This is a genomic window from Wohlfahrtiimonas chitiniclastica DSM 18708 (genome assembly GCF_000375345.1).
Lineage (GTDB): Bacteria > Pseudomonadota > Gammaproteobacteria > Cardiobacteriales > Wohlfahrtiimonadaceae > Wohlfahrtiimonas > Wohlfahrtiimonas chitiniclastica.
The window spans coordinates 928,928-941,058 of the sequence record NZ_AQXD01000001.1; the positions used below are offsets into that span (position 1 = coordinate 928,928).

The 12,131-nt window shown below is 44.5% G+C and carries 13 protein-coding genes and 1 CRISPR repeat array; of the genes, 10 read left to right on the forward strand and 3 right to left on the reverse strand.

Annotated features, from left to right (window positions below; all coding sequences use genetic code 11):
* The first annotated feature begins 1 nt into the window (after window position 1).
* From nth to B143_RS0104405, 8 genes are all read left to right on the forward strand, one after another.
* Window positions 2-634, forward strand: a complete 633-nt coding sequence (nth, locus tag B143_RS0104370; RefSeq protein WP_008314188.1) for an endonuclease III — start codon at window positions 2-4, stop codon at window positions 632-634.
* Window positions 631-1,287 carry a lipoyl(octanoyl) transferase LipB gene (gene lipB / locus B143_RS0104375; RefSeq protein ID WP_018122359.1) on the forward strand — a complete coding sequence of 219 codons (657 nt, stop codon included), beginning with the start codon at window positions 631-633 and terminating at the stop codon, window positions 1,285-1,287. Before nth ends, lipB begins: the two co-directional genes overlap by 4 nt.
* Entirely contained in the window at window positions 1,271-2,230 is a 960-nt protein-coding gene (gene lipA / locus B143_RS0104380; RefSeq protein WP_018122360.1) for a lipoyl synthase, read from the forward strand. Before lipB ends, lipA begins: the two co-directional genes overlap by 17 nt.
* A 9-nt stretch (window positions 2,231-2,239) precedes the next feature.
* Complete coding sequence (locus tag B143_RS0104385; RefSeq protein WP_008314182.1) at window positions 2,240-3,259, forward strand: cation diffusion facilitator family transporter; 1,020 nt, start codon at window positions 2,240-2,242, stop codon at window positions 3,257-3,259.
* On the forward strand, window positions 3,231-4,004 hold the full coding sequence (locus B143_RS0104390; RefSeq protein ID WP_018122361.1) for a TatD family hydrolase: 774 nt from the start codon (window positions 3,231-3,233) through the stop codon (window positions 4,002-4,004). The genes B143_RS0104385 and B143_RS0104390 overlap by 29 nt, the downstream gene beginning before the upstream one ends.
* A gap of 10 nt (window positions 4,005-4,014) precedes the next feature.
* Window positions 4,015-5,070, forward strand: coding sequence for an NAD(P)H-dependent flavin oxidoreductase (locus B143_RS0104395; RefSeq protein ID WP_018122362.1), 1,056 nt, complete (start codon window positions 4,015-4,017; stop codon window positions 5,068-5,070).
* On the forward strand, window positions 5,061-5,801 hold the full coding sequence (locus tag B143_RS0104400; RefSeq protein ID WP_018122363.1) for an alpha/beta hydrolase: 741 nt from the start codon (window positions 5,061-5,063) through the stop codon (window positions 5,799-5,801). Before B143_RS0104395 ends, B143_RS0104400 begins: the two co-directional genes overlap by 10 nt.
* 62 nt (window positions 5,802-5,863) lie before the next feature.
* Window positions 5,864-6,565 carry a Bax inhibitor-1 family protein gene (locus B143_RS0104405; protein ID WP_018122364.1) on the forward strand — a complete coding sequence of 234 codons (702 nt, stop codon included), beginning with the start codon at window positions 5,864-5,866 and terminating at the stop codon, window positions 6,563-6,565.
* A gap of 48 nt (window positions 6,566-6,613) precedes the next feature.
* On the opposite strand, the gene B143_RS0104410 is transcribed toward B143_RS0104405, so the two are convergent.
* Entirely contained in the window at window positions 6,614-8,230 is a 1,617-nt protein-coding gene (locus B143_RS0104410) for a nitrilase-related carbon-nitrogen hydrolase (protein WP_018122365.1), read from the reverse strand.
* A gap of 145 nt (window positions 8,231-8,375) precedes the next feature.
* On the opposite strand from B143_RS0104410, the gene recN reads away from it, so the two are divergent.
* The gene (gene recN / locus B143_RS0104415) at window positions 8,376-10,040 is read left to right on the forward strand and encodes a DNA repair protein RecN (RefSeq protein ID WP_018122366.1); all 1,665 of its coding nucleotides are present in this window, start codon (window positions 8,376-8,378) and stop codon (window positions 10,038-10,040) included.
* 2 nt (window positions 10,041-10,042) lie between these two features.
* A complete protein-coding gene (locus B143_RS0104420; RefSeq protein ID WP_282705070.1) occupies window positions 10,043-10,720 on the forward strand; it encodes a murein L,D-transpeptidase catalytic domain-containing protein in 678 nt (225 codons plus the stop codon).
* Between the two features lie 9 nt (window positions 10,721-10,729).
* Here the strand turns inward: B143_RS0104420 and B143_RS0104425 are convergent, their stop codons facing one another.
* Window positions 10,730-11,212 (reverse strand): hypothetical protein, encoded by a 483-nt coding sequence (locus tag B143_RS0104425; protein ID WP_155964848.1) that lies wholly within the window; start codon window positions 11,210-11,212, stop codon window positions 10,730-10,732.
* Between the two features lie 30 nt (window positions 11,213-11,242).
* Window positions 11,243-11,575, reverse strand: a complete 333-nt coding sequence (locus tag B143_RS0104430; protein WP_018122369.1) for a hypothetical protein — start codon at window positions 11,573-11,575, stop codon at window positions 11,243-11,245.
* An 87-nt stretch (window positions 11,576-11,662) separates the two neighbouring features.
* Window positions 11,663-12,108: direct repeats of the CRISPR family, unit length 28 nt; unit sequence TTTCTAAGCTGCCTGTGCGGCAGTGAAC.
* Window positions 12,109-12,131: the final 23 nt, after the last annotated feature.

Below are 12,131 nucleotides of genomic sequence, written 5' to 3' on the forward strand. Positions count from 1 at the left end.
AATGACCAAAGAGGAAATTCGTACCTTTTTTGAGATTTTACGAAGTGACAACCCCCATCCCACCACAGAATTGATCTATTCCACGCCATTTGAATTATTAGTGGCGGTGCTGTTATCCGCCCAAGCCACTGACAAAGGCGTCAATAAAGCCACCGTTCCCATGTTTAAAGTCGCCAATACGCCAGAGGCGTTAGCGGATTTAGGCGTCGAAGGCATCAAAAGCTACATTAAGACCATTGGCCTATTCAATACAAAAGCTGAAAACCTCTATAAAACTTGCGTCATTTTGCGCGATCGTTTTAACAGCGTCGTGCCAGATAACCGACAAGACCTTGAATCCCTTCCCGGTGTTGGGCGCAAAACAGCGAATGTCATTTTAAATACCGCCTTTGGTCAGCCGACGATGGCAGTGGATACCCATATTTTCCGTGTGGGCAATCGCACAGGCTTAGCGCCCGGTAAAGATGTCGTGGAAGTTGAGCAAGAACTCCTTAAAAAAATTCCAAAAGAGTTCATGCTCGATGCGCACCATTGGCTCATTTTACTCGGTCGCTATGTATGTGTGGCGCGTTCGCCGAAATGCGCTGCGTGCCTTGTGTACAATCAGTGTCAATTTAAGGAAAAAACCGCATGATCATCAAAGATTTGGGGCTGACGGATTACGCGCCTATTTTTCATGCCATGCAATCCTTTACAGATACGCGTGATGATGCCACAGAAGATGAATTTTGGATCACCGAGCATCACCCTGTTTTCACACAAGGTTTAGCGGGGAAAAGTGAGCACATTTTGCAATTGAGTGACATTCCAATTGTCCCCACAGATCGTGGCGGACAGGTGACTTATCATGGACCGCGCCAGCTCGTATTTTATCCATTACTGAACATTAAAAAACATCGCTTGTCCCCGCGCCCGCTCGTCAGCTTATTAGAAAATACCACCTTAAAAGTATTAAAAGAGCTTGGCATTGAGGCGTATGCCAAACCCGATGCCCCTGGCATTTATGTGGATCATTACGGTGAATCCCATAAAATTTCCTCCCTTGGCTTAAGGATTCGCAAAGGGTGTTGCTATCACGGATTGGCACTGAATGTGGACATGGATTTAACGCCGTTTGGTTACATTAACCCTTGTGGTTATCAAGGTTTAAAAATGATCAACGTGAGTGATTTAAACAAAAACTTTGATTTTGACATGATAAAATCGAGGTTCATAGAGTATTTTACCGCAGGCTTTACAGCGCTTGTGGCACAATCATCAAGGAGAGAAAATGGCAACGAATCATAAACCTGTACAAGGTGAAAAATTAAGAGGCGCTGATAAGGTTGCTCGCATTCCCATTAAAATTGAACCCACGACCCCTGAAACCCGTTTGAAAAAACCATCTTGGATTCGTGCAACATATTCTGGTGGCAAACGTGTGATGGAGCTCAAAGAGATTTTGCGCGGTGCAAAACTTGCCACCGTTTGTGAAGAAGCCGCCTGCCCAAATCTTGGCGAATGCTTTGGCAAAGGCACCGCAACCTTTATGATCATGGGGGCAATCTGTACGCGCCGCTGCCCATTTTGTGATGTGGGTCACGGCCGCCCGAATCCTTTAGATCCTGAAGAGCCTAAAAACCTCGCCGAAACAGTGGCTGCAATGTCCCTTCGTTATGTGGTGATCACCTCTGTGGATCGTGATGATCTGCGTGATGGCGGTGCGCAGCACTTTGCCGATTGCATCACAGAAGCGCGCGCAATGAATCCTGAGCTTAAAATCGAAATTTTAACGCCAGATTTCCGTGGCCGCATGGATGTGGCGATTGACATCTTAGCGAACACGCCGCCAGATGTCTTTAACCACAACATGGAAACGGCGCCGCGCCTTTATAAAGCAGCCCGCCCCGGTGCTGATTACCAATATTCATTGGACTTATTGAAAAAATTCAAGGCACAATGCCCAAGCGTGCCCACCAAATCAGGTTTAATGGTGGGTCTTGGCGAAACCGATGAAGAGATTTTAGACGTCATGCGTGATCTACGCGCCCACGATGTGGACATGCTCACCATTGGTCAATACTTACAACCGAGCCCACATCATTTACCGGTGCTGCGTTACGTGACGCCTGAAACCTTTGCAATGTACAAAGAAGAAGGCTTAAAAATGGGCTTCAAAGAGGTGGCTTCTGGCCCGATGGTGCGTTCTTCTTATCATGCGGACATTCAAGCCTCTTCATTAATCTCATAAGGATTTATAGTGACTTCCCACGGCAAAGAGATCATTCAACTACAAAAAATTGTCTTCATCATTGGCATCATTCTCTTTGCCATTAAGATTTTGGCATGGGCATTGACAGGCTCGGTGGCGATCCTCACCGATGCCCTCGAAAGTGTCATCAATGTGGTGGCGGGCGGTTTTACCCTGTATAGTTTGTATGTCTCTTTTTTGCCAAAAGATCACAACCACCCTTATGGTCACGGCAAGATTGAGTTCATTGCTGCGGGGATTGAAGGCACCCTCATCTTTATCGCGGGAGTTTACATTCTCATTGAGGCGATTGTGCAGCTCATTGAAGGCAAACACACCATCAATCAATTGGGTTACGGGATCATTTTAGTGGGCATTGCGGGCGCAATTAACTATGTGCTTGGCTATGTGATGATCAAAAAAGGGCGTGAGAAGAAGTCTCTGCCCCTCATTGCTGGCGGTAAACATTTATTGTCAGACAGTTATTCATCCATCGCCTTAATCATTGGTTTAATTTTAGTTCTCATCACAGGGCAATTGTGGTTAGACAGCGTCATCGCCATCGCTTTTAGTCTTTTCATTGCCTACGCCGGATTTAAAATCATCCGTGAGGCCATTGCCGGCATCATGGATGAAGCCGATGAAGCATTGCTTGATGAATACATCACGGTTCTCAATCAAAATCGCACAGAAAACTGGATCGACATTCATAACATTCGCTTCATCAAATATGGCAGCAACTTGCATTTAGACTGCCATTTAACCGTGCCTTGGTATTTTAATACCCGTGAAGCGCACCGTGAATATGAGCACCTTCGCGAAGTGACGCACACTTATTTTGATCAACCGGTGGAATTGTTTGTGCACATTGATGATTGCGTCACAGAATCTTGTGAGATTTGTGACAAACACGATTGCGCCCTTCGCCAAATGAAATTCATTCAAAAAGTGACTTGGGATGTGCACAACACCACACAATTGCCCCGTCACAGCATTCAAGATGTCAAAGAGCCCCATCGCCCTATTTGATTCCCACATTCATTTAGATGATCCGCGCTATGCGGACAATCTCCCTGTGCTCATGGAAAATGCCAAAGCGCGCGGCATCATTGGCGCGATCATTCCGGGCACAGTGGCGGATGCATTTTCGAACATCGAATCCATCACACATTCCTATGCAAACTGTTATGGCGCGTATGGCTTGCATCCTTATTTTATGGCCATGCACACAGAACATGATCTAGAGATTGTTGAACAATACCTTAAAAAAGGGCATGCCGTTGCTGTTGGGGAATGCGGATTAGACGCCATGATCGATGCAGATATGGATGCCCAGCTTGCCCTATTTAAAGCGCACATTCGCTTAGCGCTTGAGTACGACCTCCCATTAATCATTCACACTCGTAAAACGGTGGATCTTGTGCTCAAAGAGATCCGTAAGCACCCAAATTTACGCGGTGTATTCCACAGTTTTAGCGGCAGCATTCAACAAGCTGAGATCATTCGTCAGCACAATTTCTTAATGGGCTTTGGTGGCGCTGTGACTTTTGCGCGCGCCAATAAATTGCATCGCCTTTTAAAACATTTAACACTCGATGACTTTGTGCTGGAAACCGATGGACCTTTTCAAGCCGGCAGCCATCGCATAAATGATTTACACTATCCGGAAGATTTACGAAACATTGCCGAATATGTTGCGACCCTTAAGGGAGATTCGTTAGAATCCCTCTCACACGCGACAACCACAAATACGAAACACTTATTTAAGTTATAAGGATTCTTGCATGATTATTCCTAAACATCTTTCTACGCTTTTTAATATTGAATATCCCATCATTCAAGCGCCCATGGCGGGTGTTTCATCACCTGAATTGGTGGCGGCTGTTTCAAATGCCGGTGGCCTTGGCACGATTGCCGCAGGCTACTTATCTGCTGATGCCCTTCGCACGGAGATTGAAGCGGTGCGCGCACTCACAGATCGCCCTTTTATGGTCAATCTATTTGTGCCCCATCGCACCTATGTGAGTCGCGAGCAAATGGATGATTTCATCCTCAAAGCCTCTGAACTCAACCCGAACATTAAAATCAATGAGGCCACAAACCTCTACAATGAAAGCTTATGGGAAACGAGTGATTTAAGCCACATGGTGGATGTGATCATTGATTTAAATGTGCCGATTGTCAGCTTCACGTTTGGTGTGCCGGATGATGAAACTTTAGCGCGACTCCGTGAACACAATGTATTGATCGTTGGGAATGCCACCCATCTATTAGAAGGCTTTGTATGGATCGAAAAAGGTGCGGATGCCCTAATTTTACAAGGCAGTGAAGCTGGTGGACACCGTGCAACCTTCATTGGCGATCCACTTCGCGTGCAGCAGTCAGCCTTCACATTGTTACAGCAAGGACGCCGTGAATTGAACATCCCCCTCATCACATCCGGTGGTTATTTTGATTCCCAATCAATGGGGGCTGCCTTTTGTTTAGGCGCATCTGCCATTGCGGTGGGTACAGCTTTCATCACCACAGATGAGTCAAAAGCCTCTGAAGCTTATAAAGATGCCTTACTCAACAGTAATGAATTAGACAGCATTTTCACACGTGATTTAAGCGGTTCATGGGCGCGTGCTGTGCGCACCGAAGGCTTAAAAGCCATTGAAGCGGCTGATTTACCACAATTGCCCTTCCCGGCGCATCGCTTTTTGATGAATGCACTCGTGGCACAAGATGAGCCTGAGAAATATCGCGCCATTTATGCCGGCATCAATGCACAATTTTGTGAACGTGCCGCTGCAGAGACTTTGATGCAGCGCTGGATCAATGAGTTGCAATGTCTATGATGTTCGATCACATCGCCATTGAGCACGATATGCCAAATGCGCCCAAAGCTGCCATTTTATGGCTCAGTGGTTATGCCTCTGTGATGAAGAGCACAAAAGTCACAGCTTTAGCCGCATGGGCAAAGCAAAATGATGTTGAGCTCATGCGCTTTGACTATTCAGGACTTGGGGAAAGTGGCGGTGATTTTGCTAAAGGCAATCTCACCACATGGCTCAATGAAGCACGGTATTGTTATGATCAAGTGCGCCATCGTCCGGTGTACATCATCGGATCATCGATGGGCGCATGGCTTGCGCTTCGTTTAGCACTCGAGTTACAAGGCAGTGATCAAACGCCCGATGGTTTATTGCTCCTTGCGCCAGCGGTTGATTTCACTCATGAATTATTGCTCAAAGCCTTAACGGCTGAGCAACTTGTCCACTTTAAAACAAAAGGCGTACTTGAATTGCCTTCACGCTATGATGAAGCGCCGCTGAAGGTGTATCATCAATTTGTTGAAGATGCCGCAAAGCACCGCTTATTAACGCATCCTCAAACCTTAACTGTGCCAACCACCATCATTCATGGTCAGCAAGATCAAGACATTCCCATCAGCTTAATGGAAAAAGCGGCGCAACATTTAAGCATCACAAATGTCATCACCGTGCCTGATGGCGGACATCGCTTGTCGCGTGATCAAGATATCGCATTGATTTTAAAAACAGTCGCCGCCATCATCAAAAATGAATAAGCCTATTGTTTCCCATAAAAATTGGCTATAATCCACTCAGTTTATATTATTTAGGAGGGTCTATGAACTCACACTATCAGCAAAACTCCGAGGTTTTTTCTGGCAGCAATGCCCTTGCATCGAACAAAGTGATTCGTCAAGCCTATGCATTGGTTGGGATCTCTTTATTGCCCACCGCACTTGGTGTATGGCTCGGTTATATGAGCAATGGTTTATTGATGCGCATCGCAGGCAATAGCCCAATCATGTACTTTGTGGGCGTGATGGCAATTTTCTACGGTTTGATCTTCATGATCGAGAAAAACCGTAGAAACAGTACAGGCCTTGCGTTGATGTTTGTCTTTACCCTATTGATGGGTTTAATGCTGCAACCGCTCCTTGCGATGGTGAGCAACATGAACAACGGCATGAGCCTGATCAGCACAGCCGTTTTTGGCACAGCTGCCATCTTTGTGGGCTTGGCTTTCATTGGCAATAACGCCAGCAAAGATTACTCTTTCCTAGGTCGTTATGTGGGCATTTTGTTCATCGTATTGATGATCACCATTGTGCTTAACTACTTCTTCTTGAAGATGCCAATGATGTCTTTATTTGTCTCTTTTGCTGTGATCGCATTTTCATCCATGATCATTGTGTACCGCATCAACATGGCGGCGCGCGGCGGTGAAGACAGCTACATCTCTTTAGCATTAGACATCTACATCTCCTTGTATAACATCTTCACAAGCTTGTTGAGAATCTTAGCGATTTTCAATGATGACTAAATCATCACCTCAAGAAAAGCCCAGTTCCCTGGGCTTTTTTCATGCCAATCACAAAGTTTCAATATCAATGCTGCCCCAATCCACCACTGTGGGAAAGAGCCAATCATTTTGAAAAGAACGGTTCGATAATTTCGGGCTAAATCCTGCTTGCACGCGGTTCAGCTCCTCATGATGCAAGCGGCGAATCAAGGTTGCCACCAGCTCAGGATTACTGACATGTTCCATGATCTCTTTAACCGATTGATTGCCCTCCATATAGGATCGTAAAATGTCATCAATTTCACTGATTTTGGTTTCACGACCATGATTGACAAAATGCTTTTGCAGCGTCGCATTCTTTGCTCGCTCAATCAAACTGACGGGGAAAATCGCCCGTTCATTTGAAGCATTTAATAACTCCGCAAGCTCCACAAGTTGGGATTGATACACATCCGTCAACGGCATAAAGCCCGTCAATGCAAAACTCGCAATATTATCTTTAATGCCAAGGGCAATTTGTGTTTTATCAATACTGCTCACAGGCCAAGCACCTAAGAGCTCTGCCACTGAGATAAAAATGGTGGATTTAAAGCGATCATACGTGCCCATTTTCCAACGTTCATCCAGCAATTGCTCGCCTTGACTGATGAAACCATCGATGATCTCATTTTCTAAATTCCAGCTGTAAAGTTTAACGCCAAGCGGCGTCATGAAATTTTGAATGTGCTCTTTAAGATAAGGTGAATCCCAGCGCGACTGTACCCATAAACCAGCCACACGCTCCTTACCTAATGCCTTCATGGCAATGAATAAAATCAGTTGTGAGTTTAAGCTACCATCCATCAAAATGAGCGCCTTTTTGTGGGGCGTTGTGGTGATGAATTCTTGCATCACAAATTTAATCGCCCAATATAAATGCTTTAAATATGTGGTGGTGCGATACTCAGGCTGAGGATTCTCGCTTTGCAATTGATTCATCGAAGTGACGCGCTGATCCTCATCAAAATGGCGCAGCGTTAATAGATTGATCCCTTCAGCATTGATCAATGCTGAGCATCCCTCTAACAATAAGCTGTTAGAGACCCCCACATGATTGACATACACAATTGGCATTGAGCGCGTATTGGCCAAATGACAAAGATACACCGCCCGCGATAAACTGAGCTCATGGGACCATAAAAACGCCGCAGAACAACACAATACATCACACTCCGGCAAGCGTTCTTCATGAAACAACTCTTCAGAGATGATGACGCCAATTTTAATGCCGCGGATCTCTATCACCGTTTTATCGGTGCCTGCTGTAAAATAACGGTGCTCCATATAGAGCTCTAAATTCGGAATCACAGTTTTGCGATGGTTCCCTATGATCTGCCCACCACTTAAAATGCCAACGCTGCTGTAAACCCCTGCGGCTCCGCGCTCAGGATAACCCACTAAAGCAATCACATGTGCAGGCACATATTTAGCAATGTCTATTAAGGCTTCATGGCAAGTTTTTAAGAATTGTGTTTTTAAAAAAAAGTCATCGGCGCCATAGCCTGATAATGACAATTCAGGAAAAACAATTAACTCAGCCCCTTCACTGACCGCGCGCTCAATGCGCTCAATGATGATCTGCCGATTGCGTGCCACATCGCCGCCGCGACTATTGATTTGCTCAATTGCAATCTGTAAGTTATACATCTGGCAACGCCTCCATATTCTTAATTTTTATTTGTTCTCAATAGTAGCACTTCGCCACACACTGCTAATGCTATTTATTATCCAATTGACACTTTTTTAGTTACAATGGCAGCCGTTCATTATTCGACCAAAGGTATCTCTATCAATGCTTGTTGAATTAACCATCGAAAACTTAGCCATCATTGACAACTTATCATTAGAATTCGACCAGGGGCTCTCTGTCATCAGCGGTGAAACGGGCGCTGGTAAGTCCATCACTGTCGATGCGCTCAGTTATATTTTAGGCGGTAAAGTCGATCATAATATGATCAGCCACGACAAAACCCAATGTAATCTTGTCGCGCATTTTGATGTCTCAAACATTCCAAAAGCCCGTACATGGTTAAAAGAACAATCCATTGAATCCACAGAAGGTGAATGCATCATTCGCCGCGTCATCAATAAAGAGGGGCGCTCTAAAAACTACATCAATGGTCAATCGATGCCGCTGCACGCTTTAAAGAGCTTAGGCGAAATGCTGATCGACATTCATGGGCAACATGCGCATCAATCCTTAGTCAAGGATACTCATCAACGCGAATTGCTCGATCAATATGCCGAGACAGAAATAGAACTCCTAGAAATTGCGCGCCTCGCTAAAGAGATCAAACTGCGCACAGAGCAACTTGAACGTCTCAAAAATCAAGATGATTCGATGCGTGAACGCGTGGAATTTTTAAATTTTCAACTGCAAGAATTTAAAAACATTGCCCCAAAAGAAGGCGAATGGGAGAGCATTGTCGAGCAGCACAATGAGGTGAGTCATGCAGAAGAGTTTCAAGAAGGCATTCAGCTTTCCTTAGGCTATTTAGATGATGAACGCGGCGTTTTAACTTTACTCAATAAAGTGAGCGCCCAATTGACAGCGCTTGCCAAATTAGATCAAAAATTCCAAACCTATGCGGACATGATCAATGAAGCAGAGATTTTGTGCTCTGAAGTCACTAATGATCTCAATCGTTTAGATGGCATTGAGGTGGATGAAAAAACCATTTTACGCTTAGAATCCCGCATGCGTGAGCTCAATGATTTAGCGCGTAAACATCGCGTGGAGCCTGAGGATTTATTGAAAAAGCAGGCAGAAATTGAAGATGAAATCAACTCACAATTTTTATCTGAAGATGCCATCATCGATCTAGAAAATGAGCTCAAAGCCGAACAAGAAAAATGGCAAGCGGTTGCCCATCGCATCACTCAATTGCGCATCAATGCCATTGAATCTCTCAACCCTGAGATCACCGCGGCGATGCAAGGGTTATCCATGGTCGGCGGCGCCTTTGACATTCGCCTGCTGCCCGAAAAGCCCTACAGCAGCCACGGACAAGAGCGTGTGGAGTTTTATGTGCGTTCCAATCCCGGCATGCCGTTTTATCCCCTTGGCAAAGTGGCATCGGGCGGTGAACTTGCGCGCATCAGCTTGGCGATCTCTGTCATTTTAAGTATGAAGTCTTCCCTGCCAACGCTCATTTTCGATGAAGTGGATACAGGCGTGGGCGGCGCGGTGGCTGAGATCATCGGCAAGCATCTGCAAGAGCTCAGCAAAGGGCGCCAAGTCTTTTGTGTGACGCATTTGCCGCAAGTGGCGAGCTTTGGGCATCATCATTTTGCAGTGTCAAAATCCAAATCAAAAGATCATACGGAAACAGAGATCAAAAAGCTGTCAAACGATGAGCGCATCCATGAGATTGCCCGCATGCTCGGCGGCGTTAAACTCACAGAAGCCACCTTTAATCATGCGCGCGAAATGCTCAGCGCAAGCCACAGTGAATGATCATGCGCATTAAATTAATTGTCACCTTTGCCATGTGCACCGTTGTCATTGTGGCAGCGGGCACAGCGATCTATTTTAAAGATCGCCTTCGCCTCATCCCAAGCTTTTTTGAGCGCGGTACAGAGGCGCCGCTTGAGCAAACGCAACCGACCATTGATTTAGCCACGCGCGCCCACGAAGCCTATGAATATGCCAAAGCCCACAATATGGATACGGATCATGCCATATTGATCGATTTTGCGCGCCATTCTGGTAAAGATCGCTTTTTTGTGTGGAATTTTAAAACACAATCACCAGAGATCAAAAGCATCGTTGCCCATGGTTATGGCAATGTGGGCTTTGAGAGTGATCATCAAAACATTGTCTTTAGCAATCAACCGAATAGCTATGCATCTTCTCTCGGTAAATATCGCGTGGGCATCCGCGCACCGAGCAAATGGGGGATTGGCATTCACTACAAACTCCATGGACTAGAAGCGAGTAACAGCAATGCCTTTAAGCGTTACATTGTGCTCCACTCTTTTAAGATGATTCCGAATGAAGAGACTTTCCCAAACCATTTGCCTTTAGGATTCAGTCAAGGCTGCCCGGTTGTGGATGATGAGACAATGCGCAAAGTGGACAAGCTTTTACAAACCAAGAAAAAGCCTGTCCTGCTTTGGGCGTATTATGGCGAGTGACTTAACAAATTAATTTTTCTTAAAAATTTCAATAAGATAATTAGCTTTGATATCTTGTAATGCTTCAATAAAACCACGATACAAATATTGATCATTTTTCAGTGTTTGGTGTGTACGATTGATCAATGCTAAACGTTGATCAGATAATTCTTTCACTTCTGCACGGATATCTTCAATAATATCTGATTCGATTTGATTAAAACTAATGCAAAATTCAGGGGCATGCATCGATGAATGATCAAGCTCCACAGCTGACTCTCTTTCCGGCATTTCAACTTCATTCATATAAGCAGCCATTTGTGGATCTTCATCCATCATTTTCTCTAGTCTAGCCTTTGCCTTACCGACACGCATACCAAACTCAATCATTTTTGCTTCTCTATGCAATTCAAGCTTGTAACTCGCTAACAATTCTTGCTTGCGCAATTTTTGATCAACATTATCCGACATCTTTTTTATATTTTCATTGATGTTTCGTAAAAAATTTATCATTATTCCCTTCCTAATTATATGAATGCACAACTATTGGCACTTAATCATATTCTTTTTTTGCATGGATTTAAATTGTTGAGGACCTAAAATCTTCAATTCTCGCATTAACTCTGGCTTATCTAATGGCGTACCTGACATCAATAAATTTAATTCTGCGGTATAAATATAATGGTTTAAGGCTTCGATATAAGCACGTTTGTCGATATACTTCCAATGTCCACGATCGTTATAATATGCATTTTTACCTTTTTGCTGACAATAATCATTCGCCTCAATCATCGCTGATGCAATGATTAACTCATTTGCTTGCCCAATGGAAAACGCCCCGAATACCAATCCTAATAAAATCTTTTTTTTCATCATTATTTTTCCTATTGTTATTTGATTCTTTTTTGTGATCCTTAAAATCGTAACACAATCAATATTCAAGCACTAGATGAGTCTTATGAAATTCTAAGCTGCCTATGCGGCAGTGAACTATTCAGCTACTCTTCAGCGTCCGTTCGTCACTTTCTAAGCTGCCTGTGCGGCAGTGAACAAACATAAGTTTGATCAATGGCTTCTTTGTTTTTTCTAAGCTGCCTGTGCGGCAGTGAACAAACATAAGTTTGATCAATGGCTTCTTTGTTTTTTCTAAGCTGCCTGTGCGGCAGTGAACGATTTGTAAGCGCCTTTTTTTTTATGTTTTTTTTCTAAGCTGCCTGTGCGGCAGTGAACGATTTGTAAGCGCCTTTTTTTTTATGTTTTTTTTCTAAGCTGCCTGTGCGGCAGTGAACTGATAAAGATCGCGGAGATCAAATTGGAGTCATTTCTAAGCTGCCTGTGCGGCAGTGAACTGGTTAGAGTGGGGAATGTTGGAAAGCCACAGTTTCTAAGCTGCCTGTGCGGCAGTGAACAGAACACAATGACGGTCTACGCG

Bases quoted from the DNA above. Each gene is read 5' to 3' on its own strand.
- nth (WP_008314188.1), top strand. From the start codon at position 2: ATGACCAAAGAGGAAATTCGTACCTTTTTTGAGATTTTACGAAGTGAC.
- lipB (WP_018122359.1), top strand. From the start codon at position 631: ATGATCATCAAAGATTTGGGGCTGACGGATTACGCGCCTATTTTTCAT.
- lipA (WP_018122360.1), top strand. From the start codon at position 1,271: ATGGCAACGAATCATAAACCTGTACAAGGTGAAAAATTAAGAGGCGCT.
- B143_RS0104390 (WP_018122361.1), top strand. From the start codon at position 3,231: ATGTCAAAGAGCCCCATCGCCCTATTTGATTCCCACATTCATTTAGAT.
- B143_RS0104395 (WP_018122362.1), top strand. From the start codon at position 4,015: ATGATTATTCCTAAACATCTTTCTACGCTTTTTAATATTGAATATCCC.
- B143_RS0104400 (WP_018122363.1), top strand. From the start codon at position 5,061: ATGTCTATGATGTTCGATCACATCGCCATTGAGCACGATATGCCAAAT.
- B143_RS0104405 (WP_018122364.1), top strand. From the start codon at position 5,864: ATGAACTCACACTATCAGCAAAACTCCGAGGTTTTTTCTGGCAGCAAT.
- B143_RS0104410 (WP_018122365.1), bottom strand. From the start codon at position 8,230: ATGTATAACTTACAGATTGCAATTGAGCAAATCAATAGTCGCGGCGGC.
- recN (WP_018122366.1), top strand. From the start codon at position 8,376: ATGCTTGTTGAATTAACCATCGAAAACTTAGCCATCATTGACAACTTA.
- B143_RS0104420 (WP_282705070.1), top strand. From the start codon at position 10,043: ATGCGCATTAAATTAATTGTCACCTTTGCCATGTGCACCGTTGTCATT.
- B143_RS0104425 (WP_155964848.1), bottom strand. From the start codon at position 11,212: ATGATAAATTTTTTACGAAACATCAATGAAAATATAAAAAAGATGTCG.
- B143_RS0104430 (WP_018122369.1), bottom strand. From the start codon at position 11,575: ATGATGAAAAAAAAGATTTTATTAGGATTGGTATTCGGGGCGTTTTCC.